General features: G+C 72.6%; 16 protein-coding genes. 3 read left to right on the top strand and 13 right to left on the bottom strand.

Annotation, left to right across the window (positions count from 1 at the left end; genetic code table 11):
- Nucleotides 1–14: 14 nt before the first annotated feature.
- Nucleotides 15–1,331 carry a coiled-coil domain-containing protein gene (locus Microterr_RS03640; protein ID WP_263796084.1) on the top strand — a complete coding sequence of 439 codons (1,317 nt, stop codon included), beginning with the start codon at nucleotides 15–17 and terminating at the stop codon, nucleotides 1,329–1,331.
- A gap of 61 nt (nucleotides 1,332–1,392) precedes the next feature.
- On the opposite strand, the gene hpf is transcribed toward Microterr_RS03640, so the two are convergent.
- The 5 genes from hpf to mtrA form a co-directional block, all read right to left on the bottom strand.
- Entirely contained in the window at nucleotides 1,393–2,052 is a 660-nt protein-coding gene (hpf, locus tag Microterr_RS03635) for a ribosome hibernation-promoting factor, HPF/YfiA family (protein ID WP_263796085.1), read from the bottom strand.
- Between the two features lie 67 nt (nucleotides 2,053–2,119).
- On the bottom strand, nucleotides 2,120–2,848 hold the full coding sequence (locus Microterr_RS03630; protein WP_263796086.1) for a ComF family protein: 729 nt from the start codon (nucleotides 2,846–2,848) through the stop codon (nucleotides 2,120–2,122).
- A gap of 87 nt (nucleotides 2,849–2,935) precedes the next feature.
- Nucleotides 2,936–4,636 (bottom strand): LpqB family beta-propeller domain-containing protein, encoded by a 1,701-nt coding sequence (locus tag Microterr_RS03625; RefSeq protein ID WP_263796087.1) that lies wholly within the window; start codon nucleotides 4,634–4,636, stop codon nucleotides 2,936–2,938.
- Complete coding sequence (gene mtrB, locus Microterr_RS03620) at nucleotides 4,633–6,342, bottom strand: MtrAB system histidine kinase MtrB (protein ID WP_263796088.1); 1,710 nt, start codon at nucleotides 6,340–6,342, stop codon at nucleotides 4,633–4,635. The genes Microterr_RS03625 and mtrB overlap by 4 nt, the downstream gene beginning before the upstream one ends.
- Before the next feature lie 7 nt (nucleotides 6,343–6,349).
- On the bottom strand, nucleotides 6,350–7,030 hold the full coding sequence (mtrA, locus tag Microterr_RS03615; RefSeq protein ID WP_263796090.1) for an MtrAB system response regulator MtrA: 681 nt from the start codon (nucleotides 7,028–7,030) through the stop codon (nucleotides 6,350–6,352).
- A 176-nt stretch (nucleotides 7,031–7,206) separates the two neighbouring features.
- Here mtrA and aqpZ point away from each other — a divergent pair, with 176 nt between their 5' ends.
- Complete coding sequence (gene aqpZ / locus Microterr_RS03610; protein WP_263796091.1) at nucleotides 7,207–7,989, top strand: aquaporin Z; 783 nt, start codon at nucleotides 7,207–7,209, stop codon at nucleotides 7,987–7,989.
- Between the two features lie 67 nt (nucleotides 7,990–8,056).
- Here the strand turns inward: aqpZ and katG are convergent, their stop codons facing one another.
- From katG to Microterr_RS03590, 4 genes are all read right to left on the bottom strand, one after another.
- On the bottom strand, nucleotides 8,057–10,366 hold the full coding sequence (gene katG / locus Microterr_RS03605; RefSeq protein ID WP_263796092.1) for a catalase/peroxidase HPI: 2,310 nt from the start codon (nucleotides 10,364–10,366) through the stop codon (nucleotides 8,057–8,059).
- Nucleotides 10,363–10,836, bottom strand: a complete 474-nt coding sequence (locus tag Microterr_RS03600) for a Fur family transcriptional regulator (RefSeq protein ID WP_263796093.1) — start codon at nucleotides 10,834–10,836, stop codon at nucleotides 10,363–10,365. The genes katG and Microterr_RS03600 overlap by 4 nt, the downstream gene beginning before the upstream one ends.
- Before the next feature lie 82 nt (nucleotides 10,837–10,918).
- A complete protein-coding gene (gene ahcY / locus Microterr_RS03595) occupies nucleotides 10,919–12,403 on the bottom strand; it encodes an adenosylhomocysteinase (RefSeq protein ID WP_263796094.1) in 1,485 nt (494 codons plus the stop codon).
- 26 nt (nucleotides 12,404–12,429) lie between these two features.
- Complete coding sequence (locus Microterr_RS03590) at nucleotides 12,430–12,636, bottom strand: DUF3499 domain-containing protein (RefSeq protein WP_263796095.1); 207 nt, start codon at nucleotides 12,634–12,636, stop codon at nucleotides 12,430–12,432.
- Nucleotides 12,637–12,799: 163 nt separating this feature from the next.
- On the opposite strand from Microterr_RS03590, the gene Microterr_RS03585 reads away from it, so the two are divergent.
- On the top strand, nucleotides 12,800–13,153 hold the full coding sequence (locus Microterr_RS03585) for a metallopeptidase family protein (protein ID WP_318528829.1): 354 nt from the start codon (nucleotides 12,800–12,802) through the stop codon (nucleotides 13,151–13,153).
- Nucleotide 13,154: 1 nt separating this feature from the next.
- Here Microterr_RS03585 and Microterr_RS03580 read toward each other — a convergent pair whose 3' ends face one another.
- The 4 genes from Microterr_RS03580 to manA all read right to left on the bottom strand — a co-directional run bounded on the left by Microterr_RS03580 (nucleotide 13,155) and on the right by manA (nucleotide 19,216).
- Nucleotides 13,155–14,546 (bottom strand): DUF5719 family protein, encoded by a 1,392-nt coding sequence (locus Microterr_RS03580; protein WP_263796097.1) that lies wholly within the window; start codon nucleotides 14,544–14,546, stop codon nucleotides 13,155–13,157.
- Nucleotides 14,543–17,401: a glycosyltransferase gene (locus Microterr_RS03575; protein ID WP_263796098.1), complete on the bottom strand. Its 2,859-nt coding sequence runs from the start codon at nucleotides 17,399–17,401 to the stop codon at nucleotides 14,543–14,545. The genes Microterr_RS03580 and Microterr_RS03575 overlap by 4 nt, the downstream gene beginning before the upstream one ends.
- A gap of 166 nt (nucleotides 17,402–17,567) precedes the next feature.
- Complete coding sequence (locus Microterr_RS03570; protein WP_263796099.1) at nucleotides 17,568–17,891, bottom strand: WhiB family transcriptional regulator; 324 nt, start codon at nucleotides 17,889–17,891, stop codon at nucleotides 17,568–17,570.
- Between the two features lie 152 nt (nucleotides 17,892–18,043).
- Entirely contained in the window at nucleotides 18,044–19,216 is a 1,173-nt protein-coding gene (gene manA / locus Microterr_RS03565) for a mannose-6-phosphate isomerase, class I (protein ID WP_263796100.1), read from the bottom strand.
- Between the last annotated feature and the right edge of the window lie 15 nt (nucleotides 19,217–19,231).

Genomic DNA, 19,231 nt, shown 5'->3' with positions numbered 1-19,231 from the left:
CGTAGGATCGGACCATGGCGGGATTCTGGGGTAAGCGCAAGCGCGACGAGGAACAGCTGCAGGCGCAGGACGAGGACCTCGCGCGCCGCGCGAAGACCTCGCTCGTCGCGGCGGACGAGCGCATCCGCGTGACGACCGACGAGCTGGCCTTCGCGGATGCGGAGCTCGGCACCGGCGCGACGAAAGAGCTGCGCGTCGCGCTCACCGCCGTGCGCCATCACCTCGGCGAGGCCTTCCAGCTGCACCAGCTGAACCACGACGAGATCCCCGACACCCCGGAAGAGCTGCGCACCCGCAACGCCCGCATCGTGCAGCTCTGCGAGTGGGCGGAGAGCCTGCTCGACGACCGCACGGAGGCGCTCGCCGCGGACATCGCACGGGTGCGGCGCGCCCCTGAGGTGCTGGCGCAGGTGCGCGCGGACGCCGTCCGGCTGCGCGCGCGGATCCCCGAGGCCCGAGAGGCGGTGGCGCGCATCGCGTCGCGCTACGCCGAGTCGGCCGTGCAGAAGGTCTCCGCGGGCGCCGACGAGGTCGAGCAGCTGCTCGGCTTCGCGGAGCACTCCGCGGACGTCTCCGAGCGCCGCAGGGCCGGAGAGCGGCCCGAGGAGGCGAATCTCGCGCTCGAGACCGCCACCGAGGCGGTGCGGCGCGCCGAGACCGTGCTCGACGGCATCGAGGACTTCGAGATCGAGGCTCTGCGCGCCGAGTCCACGCTCGCCGCCGTGGTCGACGACTCCCGCGGCGACCTCGTCGCCGCGAAGGACGCACCGGCGTCCGAGGCGGTGGCCACGGCCATCGGAGCTCTCTCCGCCGCGCTGGCCGCACTGCCGGCCGCGGGTGCGCGGATCGACCCGTTCGCGGAGCTCTCGCGCCTGCGCGAGGCGAACTCGGGCCTGGACGCGGCGATCGCCAAGGCGCGCGACCGCGCCGCACGACCGCTGCCGACCGCCGAGCAGATCCGCCACGCGATCGACGACGCCGACCGCCAGATCGCCCTGGCCCGCAACGTCATCAACGGCCACCGCGGCTGGATCGGCGCCGACGCGCGCACCCGCCTGGCGGAGGCCGAGCGCACCCGCGCCGAGGTCGACCGCCTCCCCCGCGACGAGGACGCACTCGAGCCCGCCTTCCACGGCGCCCGACGTGCCGCGGAGCTGGCCAGCGAGGCGCTCCAGCTGGCTCAGCGCGACATCGACTCCTCGCGTCCGCAGGGGCCGGGCTGGGGCGGACAGGGCGGCGGCTGGGGCGGCGGCCGCGGTGGCGGCGACGCGCTCACCGGCATCCTCGGCGGCGTCGTGCTGGGCGGTCTGCTCGGCGACATGTTCGACTGACGCCGGCCAGGACAGACGAAGGGACGGATGCCGCAGCATCCGTCCCTCCGAAACGCATCGTCTACGAGGCCAGCTCCTCCGGCGGCGTCTGGGTCGTGAGCGAGATGACGCCGTAGTCCCAGCCCTTGCGCCGGTAGACGACGCTGGGGTGGTCGGTGCTCGCGTCGACGAAGAGGAAGAAGTCGTGGCCGACCAGCTCCATGCGGTCGACGGCCTCTTCGACCGTCATCCATTCGGCGTCGAACCGCTTCGTGCGGATGACGACCGGCGTGTAGTCGGCCTCCTCCTCGTTGCCTGTGACGATCGGGATCTCGCCGGTCGCGACGGCGCGGAGCACCTCGACGGACGCGGGCTGCAGATCGATCCCCTGGATCGCTCCGCTGCCCTTCTCGAACTTGGCCCCCCTCGGGTGGTTGCGGGCGTCGACGCGCTTGTCCTTCGCGCGCCGCAGCTGCTCGGCCATCTTGTCGAGAGCGAGGTCGAGTGCCGCGAACTTGTCGCCGTCCACCGCCTCGGCCCTGACCACAGGGCCCTTCCCCATGAGCGTGAGCTCGACCGTGTCGTCCTCCATGCGACCGTTGTGATACGCGCGGTGCGTCACCTTGACCTCGAGGGTCTGGGCGCGCGGTGCGAGGTGCTCGATGCGGGGACTCTTCTCATCCACCACAGAGCGGAAGCGATCCGTGATGCTCACTCCCACGCCGACGATGCTGGTATCCATCCCTGACCTCCTTGTTCCGGTCCACCCGGCCAAGGGCGGACCATCAGTCGCCTTGTGACCCCCCACGCTACCCCGGCAGGTTCGCCCCGTCACCCCTGAGTTCCAGATGTTTCGCCGCGGTCTCCCTGTGGCGTCGACGCAGCGGCGTCGCAGCCACGACAGCGGCCCCGCGCACCTCCGCGCCGGCGGCGCGCAGGGCGCGCACCGCCTCCAGGAGGGTGGCGCCGGTCGTGATGACGTCGTCGACGATGACGACCGTCGCGCCGGCCGCACCGCGGGCGCTCAGAGTGCCTGCGACGTTGCGGCGCCGCTGTTCGCGGCCGAGACCGCGCTGGTCCGCCGACGCGCGACCGACCCGCAGCACGCGGGAGACGGGCAGGCCCGCGCGACGGGCGATGAGGTCGACGACCCGGTATCCGCGCCGACGGTACGCGGCCCGCGACGTGGGCACGGGCACGATCAGCACGCCCGGCTCCCAGCCCGCCGCGAGCGCGGCGGACCGCAGCGCCGGCGCGACCTCGACCGCCACACCGGTGCGCCCGTCCGCCTTCAGCGCCCTGATCGCCCTGGCCGCGACCCCCTCGAACCGCAGGCCGCTGCTGACCCGCAGGCCGCCTGCGATCGTGCGGGTGTCGACCGCGGGGGCGAGCAGCGCACGACAGGGTTCGCACAGCGCGATGTCTGGTTCGTCGCAGCCGGCGCAGGAGATCGGCAGCAGCAGGGCCAGGGTCTCGGTCGCGATCGCGCGCAGCTGCCGGGCGAGCTCGACCCGGGCAGGGTGGCGGGCGACTTCCATCGCCCCACCCTGTCGTCCGCAGTGCCGGTGAGGGCAGCCCTGCGATGACCGGTGGACAGCCGACCCCGGACGGTCCGCGGTGGAGGACTACTCGGGCGAACCCTGCTGCGTGGCGAGCACCTCGACCTCGTCGACTGGTTCCTGCCAGGTCGCGCCCCGTTTGACCGACACGACGCCGTCCGCGCCGAGCAGGCGCAGGGTCGCCGCAGAGGTCGATCCGGAGATCGACACCGCCCCCGCGGGTGCCGCCGTGGTGGCCTGCGCCCCTCCGACGGTCTGCTCCACGACCTCACGGTCGTCGCCGGATGCGGTGAGCACCCCGACCGTCACGTCATCGAGCCAGGCGACGCCGCGGCCGACGCCGGCGAGCGTGCCGAGTGCGAGCGGCTCCCCCACCCGGACCGGTGCGCCTGAGTCGTCGCGGATGATGCCGGCGATCGAGAGCAGCTCGCGATCGCCCGACCTCGTCACCGCGACCAGGCGCGTGCCGTCGCGCGAGACAGCCATGGCGGTGATGTCGGTGGCCCCGGGCCAGGCGTCGGACACGGCGACCGCGACACTCCCCGGCGAGGAGGCCGTGAGCCCGGTCGGGTCGCGCTCCGGCACGCTCCAGATGTAGCCGAACGGGTCGATGCTCGGGTCGACGAGACCTGCGCGCTCGTCGAGGAGCGCGATCGTGCCGTCCGCCCCCACGCGGGCCACCGTGCCGTCGGCGAGCCGCGCCGCGGCCGCGTCGCGCTCCGCGGAGACCTGGATCGACACGGCCGCGGGGTTCAGCTGCGCCACGGCGTCGGTGAGGCCGGGGATCGGGGTCAGCTGCTCGCCGGTCGCGAAGCCCAGCTCGCCGTCGACGACGACGAGCGGCGGGCCGGTGATGCGGGTGGAGCGCGTCTCCACGACCGACGCCTCGAGCGGGGCCGTCCCGACCGTCATCTCCACGCTCTGGGCGCTCGCGGCCTCGAGGCTCGCCGACAGCTGGGTCTGCATGCGGTCGAGGGTGGTCTGCTCGAGTCCGATCGCGCCCGGGCCGAGATTCACCTGCGCCACACCGCCCGACACCGGAACCGTCGGGCTGCGCAGGCTGACCGCATCCGGGAAGGAGTTCTCCACCGACTCGGCGAGCCAGGGGCTCGGCTCGCCGTCGATGAGGGCGAGCGAGATGCGGGCGGCGGCGTTCGTGGTGGGGAACCAGCGCACGTCCGGCACCAGGTACTGCCACGTGGGGTCGAAGAACATCAACGGGTAGCGGTGGAAGACGGTCGGGAACAGGCTGCGGTCGAGCACGATGCCGTCGGCGGCATCCGAGATCCGCCACTCGCCGTCCTCCTGCTCGAGCGCGAACGACAGCGTCGTCGAGTCCGTGGCGAGCGGCTCGTAGGCGCCGCTCTCGTCGACGGTCGCCTCGCCGAGGATCGTGACCGACACGGCATCGTCGGCGCCGGACTGGAACACCCGGCTGCCCGGCGCATCGATCGTGACACCCGCCTCGGGGTCCCATTCGTCGCGGAACGCCGTGGTGAGGAAGAGCTTGGCCGTCTCCCAGCCGTCGAACGTGCCCGAGCCGGCGCGCAGGAATCCATCCACGATCTGCTCAGGGGTCGCGCCCGGCTGCGGGCGGTCGGGCAGGAACGCGAAGTCGGGATCGCCGGTCTCCTCGCCGACCTCGAGGCCCGGGTAGACCGGCCCGGCGGTCGGCAGGCCGGCGCACGCCGACATCAGCACGACGGCGACGCCGGAGACGAGGGCGGCGAGGATGCTGCGGCCCCGCCGCGTCCGCCGCGCGCTCACGAGGTCCCCCCGCGCGGGGCAGGTGCGCGATCGTGGTCGGGCAGCACGATCGGCTGGGTGAGTCCGAGCGCCTCGCTCCCCGACGCGCCGTCGTCGCCCGGATCGACCGGGATCGGCGACGGACCCGACAGCCGTCCGTCATGACGCGGCAGGGTGAGGACGAAGTTGGAGCCGCCGCCGAGCTGCGACCAGACGGCCAGCTCGCCGCCGTGCAGCCGCGCGTCGCCGAGCGCGATGGAGAGTCCGAGGCCGGTGCCGCCCAGGGTGCGCTTGCGGGAGGGGTCCGCGCGCCAGAACCGGTCGAACACCCGCTCGGCGTCGACGGGGTCCATGCCGAGGCCGTAGTCGCGCACGGCGAGTGCGACGGCGTGCTGGTTGCTGTCGACGGTGACCACGATGGGCCGCCCCTCGCCGTGCTCGATGGCGTTGCCGAGCAGGTTGCGCACGATCCGGCGGATGCGGCGCGGGTCCATCTCGACCGGCGAGTAGCCACCCGGCGCCACCAGCCGGACGTCGGTGTCGTGCTGCTCGGCCACCTGCTGCATCGAGCCGATGACGTCCTCCGCCAGGTGGGCGAGGCTGGTGGCCTCCAGCTCGAGCTGCACGGACCCCGCGTCGTAGCGGCTGATCTCGAGGAGGTCGGTCAGCAGGGTCTCGAAGCGCTGCACCTGGGCGTTCAGCAGCTCTGCGGCCCGGGCGGTGGAGGGATCGAAGTCGTCGCGCTGGTCGTTGATCATGTCGGCCGCGAGCCGGATCGTCGTGAGCGGCGTGCGCAGCTCGTGCGAGACGTCGGAGACGAAGCGCTGCTGCACGAGCGAGAGATCGGCGAGCTCCTTGATCTGCGACTCCAGGCTGTCGGCCATGGCGTTGAACGAGCGGCCCAGCGTCGCCAGCTCGTCCTCGCCGTGCACATCGAGGCGCACCCCGAGCTCACCGGACGCGAGCATCGCGCTGGTCTCCGCCGCCTCGCCGATCGGTGTGGTCACCGAGCGGAGGACGAACCAGGAGATCGCGCCGATGAGCAGCACGAGCGCGATCCCGACGACCCACAGGGTCCCCTGGATGAACCCGAGCGTCTGCGACGCGCTGCTCAGGTCGTAGGCGAAGTAGAGCTCGTACGCGCCGACGTCGGGCACGAGGATCTGCTGCCCGACGATGATGCCCGGCACCTCTCCCCCGCCGGTGGGAGCGGGCACGACGACCGACTGCCACCACTGCTTGCCCGCGTCGGACTGCACCATCTCGCGCAGGCCGTCAGACACGGTGTCCTCGGTCAGGCCGCCCGACGTGAAGTTCTGGGGTGCGATCGCCGAGGCGGCCGTGTCGATGCGGAACGCCGCGATCATGTCGCTGGTCGACTGCTGCGCGAGCTGGTCGGTGACGCTGCGCATGAGGTTCTGCAGCTGCACGGTGTCACCCTGCGGCTCGCTGGCGTCCAGCGTGGTCTGCGCGGCCAGGGTCGCCCGCTGCGCGTCCGAGAGCACCTGGGTCAGACGGGAGCGGAACAGGTCGTCCTGGATGGCCAGCGCCATCCACACGCACGCGATCATGATCGTCAGCGCCGTCAGCGCCAGCGTGATCATGACGGTGCGGAACCGCAGCGAGCGCCGCCACAGCCGGATCAGGTTGTCCGGCCACGCGCGCCAGTCCCGCCAGCCGCGCAGGGGCGGGCGGGCTGCCGTGACCGTCGCCGTGGTCCCGGTCACCGGCGCCTCACACCACGGCGCCGGCGCGGTAGCCGACGCCGCGCACCGTCGTGACGATCTTGGGGTTGTCCGGGTCGAGCTCGACCTTCGCGCGCAGGCGCTGCACGTGCACGTTCACGAGTCGGGTGTCGGCCTTGTAGTGGTAGCCCCACACCTGCTCGAGCAGCATCTCGCGGGAGAAGACCTGCTGCGGCTTGGATGCCAGCGCGACCAGCAGCTCGAACTCGAGCGGAGTCAGTGCGATCACCTCGTCCGCACGCCGCACCTCGTGCGCCGCGACGTCGACCGTGAGGTCGCCGATCCGGAGCGTCTCCTTCTCCGCCTGCGGTGCCGGGCGCAGACGCGTGCGGATGCGGGCGACGAGCTCCTTGGGATTGAACGGCTTGACGATGTAGTCGTCCGCGCCGGACTCGAGCCCCTTGACCAGGTCGGCGGTGTCGGTGCGGGCCGTGAGCATGATGATCGGGATGCCGGACTCGGCCCGGATGCGGGTGCAGATCTCGATGCCGTCCATGCCGGGCAGCATCAGGTCGAGCAGCACGAGATCGGGCCGCTCCGCGCGCCAGATGTCGACCGCCTTGGCTCCATCGGCGCAGAAGACGGTGTCGAACCCTTCCGTACGCAGCACGATGCCGATCATCTCGGCAAGGGCAGTGTCATCGTCGACAACCAGGATGCGTGATGTCATCTCGCGCGTTCGTCCTTCTCTCCGGCACGGCGCAGCCGCGGGCGGCGTCCCCATGCGCTTCCCACAGAGTAGTCGACAGCGGCGAAGATGACGGTTTGCGGCACCGCCGAGGGGCATTGCCTGGGAATCCGCTGAGCCGGGTCTAGGCTCCAGGCACCGGGTGAAAGGAGTCCGCCATGTCGGATAAGGCCATCGATCCGTCCAACGCCACCAAGCTCATCGCCGAGGCGCTCGGCACCTTCCTGCTCCTGTTCGGCGCCGTCGGCACCGCGCTGTTCGCGGCCGACTTCGGGACGGGAGCCAACGGCACATCTCTCGGCGTCGGCTTCGTCGGCGTCGCCCTCGCGTTCGGTCTCACGATCGTCGCGGGCGCCTACACGTGGGGGCCGATCTCTGGTGGCCACTTCAACCCCGCCGTCACCCTCGGCCTCGCCGCGGCCGGCCGCTTCGAGTGGAAGCACGTGCCCGGCTACATCATCGCCCAGATCGTCGGCGGTGCGATCGGCACCACCCTGCTCTTCCTCATCGGCGTCTTCGGCCCTGAGGGCTGGCTCGGCGACGCGCAGGCCGGCGGCTTCGCGAGCAACGGCTACGGCGAGCTCTCGCCGGGCGGCTTCGGCCTCGGCGCGGCGATCGTCGCCGAGATCCTCTTCACCGCGATCTTCGTCCTGGTGATCCTCGGCGTGACCCACGCGCGGCTCGGCACCGGCTTCGCGGGGCTGGTCATCGGCCTCACCCTGACCCTGATCCACCTGGCGTCGATCCCGATCGACAACACCTCCGTGAACCCGGCGCGCTCGATCGCGACGGCGATCTACGGCGGCGGGGGCTACCTCGGACAGGTGTGGGTGTTCATCGTGTTCCCGATCGTCGGCGCGCTGATCGCCGGCTTCGCCTACCGGGCCCTGTTCGAGCAGACGCCCGCCCAGCCCATCCAGGCCGAGGCGCGCACGGAGTAGCCGCACACGCAGCACGGAAGGGCAGGTCCTCGCTCGCGCGAGCACCTGCCCTTCCGTCGTTCCGGGCTCAGACCAGGTCGAACCGGTCGAGCTCGGTGACCTTGCCCCAGGCCGCGGCGAAGTCGCGCACGAACTTCTCGTTCGCGTCATCGCTCGCGTACACCTCGGCCAGGGCGCGCAGCTCGGAGTTCGAGCCGAACAGCAGGTCGACGCGGGTGCCGCGGCCGACGCGGTCGCCCGAGCCGTCCTTGGCGCCCTCGAACGCCTGCGAACCGGGGTCGAGCGGCGTCCACGTGGTGCCCAGGTCGAGCAGGTTCACGAAGAAGTCGTTCGTGAGCACACCGGGGCGCTCGGTGAGCACGCCGTACTCCGAGCCGTCCCAGTTCGCGCCGAGCGCGCGCAGGCCGCCGACGAGCACGGTCGTCTCCGGCGCGCTGAGCGTGAGCAGGTTCGCCTTGTCGATGAGGTGGTGCTCCTGCGGCAGGAACGCGCGCGGACCGTAGTAGTTGCGGAACCCATCGGCGGCCGGCTCCAGGAACCCGAACGACTCGACGTCGGTCTGCTCCTGCGTGGCGTCCGTGCGACCGGGGTGGAAGGCGATCTCCACCTCGACGCCCGCGTCCTTCGCCGCCTTCTCCACCGCCGCGTTGCCGGCGAGCACGAGCAGATCGGCCAACGACACCTTGCGTCCGTCCGCACGGCCGTCGTTGAACTCCGCCTGGATGCCCTCCAGCGCCGACAGCACCACGGCGAGCTCGGCCGGACGGTTCACCTGCCAGTCCTTCTGCGGGGCGAGGCGGATGCGTGCGCCGTTGACGCCGCCGCGCTTGTCGCTGCCGCGGAAGGTGGATGCGGCCGCCCACGTCGTGGACACCAGCTGCGACACGGTGAGGCCGGATGCCAGCACGCGCTCCTTCAGCGCGGCGGCGTCCGCTGCGTCGATCAGCTCGTGGTCGACCGCGGGGACGCGGTCCTGCCAGATGAGCTCCTCCGCCGGGACCTCGGGGCCGAGGTAGCGGTCGATCGGGCCCATGTCGCGGTGCGTGAGCTTGAACCATGCGCGGGCGAACGCGTCGCCGAAGGCGACAGGGTCGTCCTTGAAGCGGCGCGAGATCTCGTCGTAGGCCGCGTCCGTGCGCAGCGCCAGGTCGCTGGTGAGCATGCGGGGCTCGCGGCGCCCGTTCGAGTGCGCCAGCGGGACCATGTCGGCGCCGCCGCCGTTGATGGGGCGCCACTGGTGGCCGCCGCCGGGGCTGCGCATGAGCTCCCACTCGTACGCGTACAGGATGTGGAAGAACTCGTTGTCCCAGCGGGTCGGGTGGTACGTCCAGGTGACCTCGAGACCCGAGGTGATCGTGTCGTCGCCCTTGCCGGTGCCGTGGTTGTTCTTCCAGCCGAGGCCCTGCTGCTCGAGGCCGGCGGCCTCGGGGTTGGCCTCGATGTTCGTGTCGGGTGCCGCGCCGTGCGTCTTGCCGAAGGTGTGCCCGCCGGCGATGAGCGCGACGGTCTCCTCGTCGTTCATGCCCATGCGGCCGAACGTCTCGCGGATGTCGCGCGCCGATGCCAGGGGGTCGGGGTTGCCGTTCGGCCCCTCCGGGTTGACGTAGATGAGGCCCATCTGCACGGCCGCGAGCGGCTTCTCCAGGTCGCGGTCGCCCGAGTAGCGCTCGTCGGCCAGCCAGGTGGTCTCCGGGCCCCAGTACACGTCGTCGTCCGGCTCCCACACGTCGGGGCGACCGCCGCCGAAGCCGAAGGTCGCGAAGCCCATCGACTCGAGGGCGACGTTGCCGGCGAGGATCATGAGGTCCGCCCACGACAGGTTCTGGCCGTACTTCTTCTTGACCGGCCACAGCAGGCGCCGCGCCTTGTCGAGGCTGACGTTGTCGGGCCAGCTGTTCAGCGGGGCGAAGCGCTGCTGCCCCGCGCCGCCGCCGCCGCGGCCGTCCGTCACGCGGTAGGTGCCCGCGCTGTGCCACGCCATGCGGATCATCAGCGGGCCGTAGTTGCCGAAGTCGGCGGGCCACCAGTCCTGCGAGGTCGTCAGCGTCTCGGCGATGTCGGCCTTGACGGCGGCGAGGTCGAGCGCGGCGAACGCCGCCTTGTAGTCGAACTCCTCGCCGAGCGGGTTGCCGACGGCCGGGTTCTTCTTGAGGATGCGCAGGTTCAGCTGGTTCGGCCACCACACGTTGTTCGCCGAGCCGGTCGTCGGATGCGGCTGGCCGCCGTGGATGACGGGGCAGCCGTCCTCGTCGTTGGGGCGGGGGCGGTTCTCGCCGTCCTCCCGGTCCTCCACGGGGGTGTCGATGTCGGTGACGGCCTGATCGGCATCGGTCACGTCTGCGCCGATCGGCGCTGCGCCCTGTTCGGGGTTCGTCATGGTGTTCCTTCCTCTGGCTGGTGGTGGGGGGACGAGGTCGCGCAGGCGGGGCACAGGCCCCAGAACGTGACCTCGGCGGTCTCGACGGTGAAGCCGTGCGCGTCGGACGGCGTGAGGCAGGGGGCCGGCCCGACCGCGCACTCGACGTCATCGATGCGGCCGCATGCGCGGCAGATGACGTGGTGGTGGTTGTCGTCCACGCGCAGCTCGAACAGGCCGGGGCGGCCGGCCGGCTCGATCCGGCGCACGAGGCCCGCATCGACGAAATCGGCGAGGGCGTTGTAGACCGACTGCAGGCTGGTCTGCGGCACCGACTCGGCGACTCGGCGGAACAGCTCGTCCGCGCTCGCGTGCGGATGATCGCGCAGTGCGCTGAGCACGGCGCGACGCGAATCGGTCACGCGCAGACCGGCGGCCCGGAGCTCGCCTGCGGCGTCCGCCACGGAGGCGTGCGCGGGGTGGGACGACATGCCCCCAGCCTACCGTTGTTTTGAATCATGCAAAACAAGCGCGGGCACGCGTCGGGGCGGCCGCGGCTTCCCGACGCGCAGGTCAGTACCGGTAGTGATCGAGCTTGTACGGCCCCTCGACGGGCACGCCGATGTAGGCGGCCTGCACGGGGCTCAGCACGGTCAGCTCGACGCCGAGGGCACCCAGGTGCAGGCGGGCGACCTTCTCGTCGAGGTGCTTCGGCAGCGTGTAGACGCCGATCGGATACTCGGCGGTCTTCGTGAACAGCTCCAGCTGCGCGAGGACCTGGTTCGTGAACGACGCGCTCATCACGAACGACGGGTGGCCGGTCGCGTTGCCGAGGTTCATCAGGCGCCCCTGGCTGAGCACGAGCACGCTGCGGCCGTTCGGGAGGCGCCACTCGTGCACCTGCGGCTTGATCTCGACGGACTCCGCGCCGGCCAGGCTCTCGAGGCCCGCCATGTCGATCTCGTTGTCGAAGTGCCCGACGTTGCCGACGATGGCCAGGTGCTTGAGGGAGAGCAGGTGCTCGACGGTGACGACGTCCTTGTTGCCTGTGCCGGTGATGAGGATGTCGACGCTTCCCGCGACGTCCTCCAGGCGCGCGACCTGGAATCCGTCCATCGCGGCCTGCAGCGCGCAGATCGGGTCGACCTCGCTGACGATCACGCGGGCGCCCTGCCCGCGCAGCGCCTCTGCTGCGCCCTTGCCGACGTCGCCGTAGCCGCACACGAAGGCGACCTTGCCGCCCATCAGCACGTCGGTGGCGCGGTTGAGACCGTCCGGCAGCGAGTGGCGGATGCCGTAGGTGTTGTCGAACTTCGACTTGGTGACCGAGTCGTTGACGTTGATCGCCGGGAAGAGGAGCTCTCCGGCCGCGGCCAGCTCGTAGAGGCGGTGCACACCGGTGGTGGTCTCCTCGGTGACGCCGATGAGACCTGCGGCCAGGCGCGTGAACCGCTGCGGGTCGCGGGCGAGGCTGGCGCGCAGCGTCTCGAGGATGATCCGGTACTCGCCGCTGTCCGCGTGCGTCGCCGCCGGCACCTCACCTGAGCGCTCGAACTCGACGCCCTTGTGCACGAGCAGCGTCGCGTCGCCGCCGTCGTCCAGGATGAGGTTCGGACCGTCGAAGCCCTCCGCCGACCAGTCGAAGATGCGGTCGGTGCAGGCCCAGTACTCGTCGAGCGTCTCGCCCTTCCACGCGAACACGGGCACGCCGGCGGGCGCGTCGACGGTGCCGGTAGGACCGACGACGACGGCCGCCGCGGCCTCATCCTGCGTGGAGAAGATGTTGCAGCTCGCCCAGCGCACCTGCGCGCCGAGGGCGGTCAGGGTCTCGATGAGCACGGCGGTCTGCACGGTCATGTGCAGCGACCCGGCGATGCGTGCGCCGCGCAGCGGCTGCGAGGGGCCGAACTCCTCGCGCAGGGCCATCAGGCCAGGCATCTCGTTCTCGGCGAGCCGCAGCTGGTGACGGCCGGCCTCGGCGAGGGAGAGGTCGGCGACGGCGAAGTCGAACCGGCCGGCGGAGAGGGATGCTGCGGCGAGAGGAGTCTGGGTCGGCATCCGCCCATTCTCCCACGGCGCGGCGGTCAGACGCGGAGGGTCTCGTGCCGGACGACGACCCAGCCCTTGGGCACCGAGAGCCGCTCCGTGTGGATGGCGCAGAGGTCGTGCGCGTGCGGATCGGAGGCCGCGCCGAGAGGGCCGACCGCCGCCATCTGGTCGGTGTAGTCGTAGGTCAGGGTCGACACGGCCTCACGGGCACAGCCGACCTTGGAGCAGAGTCTCTCGCGCATCTGCTCCACGTTATCCGGCCGGGGTGCAGGTCTCCGGGAGCCACGCCCGACCTAGGATGGAGCCATGGCGTGGCGGCGGTCGAAGAGCACTCCGGGGGCGGGCGCGCAGCCCGCACGCCGGCCGACCAGGCACGGCCGCCACGGCCGTCTGGACCGCAGCCCGGTGGTGCGCCCGCCGCTGCCGCCGCTGGACACCCGCATCGAGCGCTTCGACCTCGCCGTCGGCACCGCCGCGGAGTTCCTGCGCTCGGCCTGGCCCGAGCTGCGCGAGGTGCGGTTCGAGATCGCCGACATGCCTGCGGCGAGCGACGACGACGGCATCCCCCGCTGGCGGGTGCTGTCGGCCGAGAAGCGCATCATCCTCTTCCGCATCCCGATCGAGCGCCTCAGTCACCTGCACCGCAACGACGACCTGCACCGGCGCATGACGATCGAGGGCTCGGTCTTCCGCGCCGCCGCCGAGTACCTCGACCGCGACCCGTGGGACCTCGGGCCTGAGCGCTTCCGCTACTTCTGAGCTAGGGGTACACCGTGATCGGCGGGGCGGCAGCATCCGACGACCACACCGGGTACCCGGCGAGTGCGCCGGCGCGGGTGAACGACAGTCCGGCGTGCACGGCCGCACCCCCGGAGTCGAGCACGTAGCCTGCGTCGGCGGCCAGCCGCGTGGAGGTGGTCGCGCCGGCTCCCACGGGCAGGGCGAGATCCGACGAGCCGTCGTCTGCCCGCACGTGCACCGTGATCGGCTCGTCGCCCGTGTTGGTCAGGGTCAGCCACGGCGCAGGCCCGGCGGGGGTGGCGAACATGCTCACTGCGGTCACCTCGGGGGCGGGCGTGAACCACGCGAAGTCCGAGCCCTCGCCCAGCCCGAGCGCCTGCCAGACCGAGGCGACGATCGGCTCGTCCGACTCGGCGATCACCGTGTAGCGGCCGTCGCTGAGCCCGCGCAGCTCGACCTCGGTCGGCACCCCGGCGTTCAGCGGCACGTTCAGCGGCTCGGCGGCCGGCGTCGTCGCGCCGCTCGCGAACACCGTCACCGTGGCGGTGGTCTCGCCGGCCGGCGCGAGCAGCCGCACGAGGGTCGACGCGTCCTCGCCGTCGCCGCCGGTGACGGCGACCCCGGCGATCACCTGCTGCGGCGACGCCGCGGCGACCGCTCCGACCTGGTCGACGCCGCCGGGCTCGAGCGTGCGCGTGATGCTGGCCTGCAGCGCCGCCTGCACCGGGGCGCCGGTGGAGGTCACCCGCACGACGGGGCTCTCCTCGCCGAGCACGAGACCGGCGAGCGGGATGACCCGCTGCGCGCCCGCCGGAAGGATGAGGCCTGATCCCGGTGGGGTCTGCGGACCGCTGCCGCCGTAGACGGTCATGTCGACGGTCGCCGCGACCTCGCCGGGGTTCGCCAGCAGCAGCAGGTCGGCCGCGCCGGTGGAGCCGGAGCCGGCGACCAGCCAGGACTCCATCAGTGCGGGTCGGCACGCCGAGGCGGCGAAGCCGCGCAGGTCGTCCTCATCGACCGTGGCCGATCCCGCCGCCGCCACATCGACCGCCGTCCGGTCCTGGGCGGGCGCGGTGAGCACGAGGGGCCCGTCGACCGGGCCGTCGAGACGATCCTCGGCCACCTCCGGTCCGTCCGGATCGGCCGCCACAGTGACGGCCTGCGGGGCCGCGGTGGTGAGTCGCGCGACGTCGGCGAGGTCGCGTCCGAGGGCGAGGAGGTCGCCGTCGCAGGCGAGGACGCTGTCCTCCGCCGCCGGGACGGCGGTGAGCGAGACGGGTTCACGGGTGATCGTCGGCCAGGGCACCGAGATCGAGGTGACGACCGCCACGGCGAACCCCGCCGAGACCAGCGTGCCCGCGATCAGCCGCGCTCCCGTCGTGGCCCAGCCGAATGTGCTGCGGTCGCTCATCGCTGCTCCTGCCATTGCGGTCCGATGACCCGCGGCGTCCGCCGCGCCGCGCGCCGCGACGCGGCCGTCGGCAGCGACAGCAGCAGCGCCGCCGCCAGGGCGATCAGCTGCACCAGCGCGATCATCCGCGTCGTGGCGGCGACGGCATCCCCCACTCCTGCGCGATTGCCGAGCTCGCCCGACACGCGCCAGAGCGTGCCGCGCGCGGTCTCGCCCACGGCGTCGAGCCCGGACCGCTGATTCAGCGACGTCTCCGCTTCGAGCCGCAGCGTGCTCGCGGCATCGGCGGTGCCCTCGTCGAGCGGAGCGAGCAGCACGAACCCGATGCCCGCGTCGGCGAGCGTGTCGACCACGTCGCCGGAGGTAGGGGAGACGAGGTCCGCCGCGAGCTCGGCGAGCTCGTGGTCGTGCTCGTCCGCGCTCGTGCGGGTGGACATCACGGTCGTCTGCCCGCCCAGGGTCTCGCTCCCACCCCAGACCAGCTGCACGGCGAGTTCGCCTCCCCGCAGCGGCGCCAGCACGACGGTGCCGATGTCCGGGTCGTCGCTGCCCTCGGCGGCGACGTACGCGGGCAGGGTGCTGGACGGCCCGTTGGTGAGGAGGGCGGTGCCGCGGGCCGACGCGGTCAGCGACGGCACCGCCAGGACGGCGAGCGCCAGGAGCGCCACCAGGGCGAGGATGCTGCGCACTCGCGTCATCCGCCGGGCGAGGCCGGTGTCGAGGGCGACCAGTGCGGCGCCCATCACGCCGATCGAGGCAAGACTCAGGCCCGTCCCCGGCCACAGCGGCACGGTCTGCGACTGCGCGGAGGCGACGGAGACGCCCACCTGCGCGAACGCCGTCCCGAGCCCGAGGGCAGCGATCACGAGCAGGACCATCCCGGCCGCCCACCGCGTCGTCAGCGGCGCGATGAGTGCGAAGACGGCGAGGGGCGCGGCCAGCAGCGGCACCCACCAGGTCGGGACGCCCTCGGGGACGAAGCCGACCCAGCCGGCCAGATCGGGCGTCGGCAGCCCCGCGGCGAGCAGGCCGCGGCCGGTCGCATCCGCCGCTACCTGGGGTCCCGCCCACACCACGCCGGGGTCGGCGAGCAGGCCGCCAAGCTCGCCGGCGCGGAGCTGATGCCAGACCAGCGGGGTGAAGAGCACGGTGGCGGGGACGACCAGCCAGATCACCTTGGCGAGCCCACGGCCGGCGCGCGCGGCCAGCACGAGCACCAGCATCCCCGCCCAGATGACGAGGAGCGCCGGTGCGAGCGAGGGCGCGCAGGCGACCACCGCGGCGAACAGCAGCGAGGCCGTGCCTGCGGTGACCCAGGAGCGGTGCGCGGCGGCGCCGGCGAAGAAGAGCCATGGCAGGAGCAGATGCACGAGCAGGGCGGCGGGCCGTCCCTGCGTGAGCGCGGCGAGAAGGGTGGGCGACAGCGCCCAGACGACGCCGCCGGCGATCCGCAGCAGCGGGCGCTCGGTCACGCGGGTGGCGGCGAACCATCCGCCGAGGGCGGCGAGCGGGAGGGCGAGGATCCAGACGATGACGAGGATCTTGGACGGGCTGCCTGGCCAGAGGCTGCCGAGGGCGGCGATGACGACGGCGAACGGGTCGGCCGGCGCGATCGTCTCCAGCCCGAGCGCCCTGCGGCCGTAGGCGGCGTCCAGCCACAGCTGCAGCACCGTGGAGCGCAGCGGCTGCAGACCGCCGCCGCCGAGCACCGGCCACACCAGCAGCGACGTGAAGGACACGGCGGACACCACCAGCGCGGCCAGCACGAGCCACGCGCCGCCGCCGGAGAAGAAGCGCAGGTCGGTGCGGTGCACCGCGCTCACCTCGGCGGCGTCGGGGTCATCCTCGAGACGCTCACGCAGGGTCGCCTGTGAGATCCGCAGCGGCGCGAGGAGGGACCACGGCGCCGAGCGCGTACGCCGGATCGATCCGCGCGCGTGCGCCACGGAGGCGAGGCGGACGATGGCCACGGCCGCCGCCCGCCACTCGGGCCAGACGAGTCCCGGCTGCTTGCCGATGAGGTGGCCGAGGCTGCGCCAGACGGCGAGCGGAAGGATGCTGAGCCAGTGCAGCGCGACGGCCCAGAGCGGCGCGTAGGCGAGGCGGCGGTGCAGCTGCGCCGCCCGCTCGGCATAGGCGGACCGCCGGCGGGCCGCCGCACTCGTGGGTGCGGGCGGGCCGGCGACGCCGTCGCCGGCGACCGCGATGTGGGCGGTGGGGACGAGGGTGACCCTGCCGCCGGCCAGGCGGGCCCGGACGCCGAGGTCGAGGCCTTCGTCCGCGCCGGAGAGTCCGGTGTCGATGCCGTCGAGCGCGCGCCACGCGCCGATGCGGACCAGCACCCCGCGGATGTCCGCGGCGAGCACGTCCTCGCTGCCGTCGTGCTGCCCCTGGTCGAGCTCCCCGTCGGCGAGGCCCATCGCCCGGCCGAACCGGGTCATGCTCACACCGAGGGAGGCGATCTCGTCCGCGTCGTTCCAGCGCACGAGCTTGGGCGCCGCGAACGCCGCGGAGGGCGCGAGCTCCAGCGCGCCGACGAGCTTGGCGAGGGCGTCCTGCTCGGGGGCGGTGTCCTGCGCGAGCAGCCACACGGCGTCGCTCTCGCCGACGCGGCGGGACGCGATCCCCGTGGCGGCGGCGAATCCGGTCCCCGCGGGTGCGGTGATCACCGACTCGGCGCCGGACGCGGCCGCGAACTCGTGGGCGTCGGCATCCTTGCCGCAGATGACGATGGTCAGGGCGTCGACGCGGCGGGTCTGCGCCTCGACCGCGGCGAGGGTGCGCCGAAGATGCAGGGTCGCGAACGTGCGTCCATCTGGGCGGACGACCAGGATCGCGTGGACTCGGGCGGGCATGACCTGGACAGCCTAAGCGCCCCGCGCCACGGCTCCCGCGCGCGTGTGCGGCGCGGCGCCGATCCGTCGTCCGTGCGGAGGATCGGCGTTATGAGGAGGATCTGCACGCGCATCATCCTCGATGCGCCGATCGTCCTCCGAAGCGAGGCCGGCCGAGCGGATGTCGTCAGCTGGCGCGGCGCTTGAGCTTGCGGCGCTCGCGCTCGCTGAGCCCGCCCCAGATGCCGAAGCGCTCGTCGTTCTGCAGCGCGTACTCGAGGCACTGGTCGCGCACGTCGCACGTGGTGCAGACGCGCTTCGCGTCGCGTGTCGAGCCGCCCTTCTCAGGGAAGAACGCCTCAGGGTCGGTCTGCGCGCAGAGCGCGTCCGTCTGCCACGCGAGAGGGTTGTCGTCCACCTCGATGGGCCGGCGAACGCCCGGAACACCGAGGTTCACCGGATCGACGAACCAGTTGTCGGGAACGCCCGCTCGATACTGTGAGCCCGTCATCTCGTTCACCCGCCTTAGTCAAGCCCCCCCACGCGGTGCCGCGTGTTGACCTAATTACAGCGGTGTAGTTCTGGTTTCGTCAAGTCGCAGATCGTAAACCCTCACCTGCTGGTTGAACGTTCCCGACGCGCCGTGGGCGTGTCGCAATCCGCTCACAATGCGCCCAGAGCCGGCTGGGCGATGAACGCCTCCCCGCGACCCTGGACGATCAGCATCCGCTCATCCGCCGTTGCGAACGCCGCGCGGCCAGGGGTGAGCACGATCCCAGCCGCCGTGGAGCCGCCGGAGACGCGCACCTCCCCCGCCGTCGCGAGCACGATCGCGGGGCCGTCGACCTCGACGCTGACGGGCTCCGCGCCGACCCGGGCGACCCGCAGCGCGAAGTCGTCGACGGGCGTCGGATAGACCCAGAGGCCCTCGGCGACGGGGGCGGGCTGGACGAGCGCCGGGGCGGCCGGCCGCGCGTCGAGGATCGCCGTGAGCTCATCGACGGCGATGTGCTTGGGCGTGAGTCCCCCACGGAGCACGTTGTCGCTCGAGGCCATGATCTCCACGCCGAGCCCCGCGAGGTAGGCGTGCAGGACGCCGGCCGGCACGAAGACGCCCTCCCCCCGCTGCAGCTCCACGACGTTCATCAGCAGCGCGACGGCCACGCCGGCATCGCCGGGGCAGCGCTCGGCGACCGCGGCGAGCGTCGCGAGGTCGCGGCCGACCTCGGCGTCGGCGGCATCAGGACCCGCGGCGTGGAGCGCGGCGATCACCGCGTCGACCTCGGGCTGGGCGGAGCCCGACAGCAGCCATCCGATCGTGTCGCGGAGCGCCGCCTCGGCGTCCGGCGCGTCGAGACGGGCGGCGATCGGCGCACCCGCGTCACCGAGAGCCGCCAGGATGCGGCGGGTGCCGGCGAGCGGGCGCAGTCCGGCGAGCGCCGTGAAGGTGTCGCTGATCGCGACGATCAGCTCGGGCTTGTGGTTCGCGTCGCGGTAGATGCGGTCGTCGGCGTCGCGGGCGACGCCCGCCGCCTCCTCCCGTGCGAAGCCGACCTCGGCCTGCTCCTTCGACGGATGCGCCTGGATCGAGAGGGGGGATGCTGCCGCCAGCAGCTTGAGCAGATACGGCAGGCGCGGTGCGGACTCGCCGGCGACTTCCGCACGCCATTCGTCGAGGGTGCGGCCGTCCGGGACCGTGGCCGGGCTGCCGGGGTGGTCGCCGAACCACACCTCGGCCTCGGGCGTGCCGCTCGGGGCACGGTTCTGCAGCGCGGCGATGAGGGTCATGGACCCCCATGCGTAGTCCCGGGGAGCATTTGCGATGGGGGTCAGCACCCTCTCAGCCTACGG

Source organism: Microbacterium terricola (assembly GCF_027943945.1).
Taxonomy (GTDB): Bacteria; Actinomycetota; Actinomycetes; order Actinomycetales; family Microbacteriaceae; genus Microbacterium; species Microbacterium terricola.
Note: the sequence above shows the minus strand (reverse complement) of the source record. Positions and strands in the feature narration are given on the sequence as shown.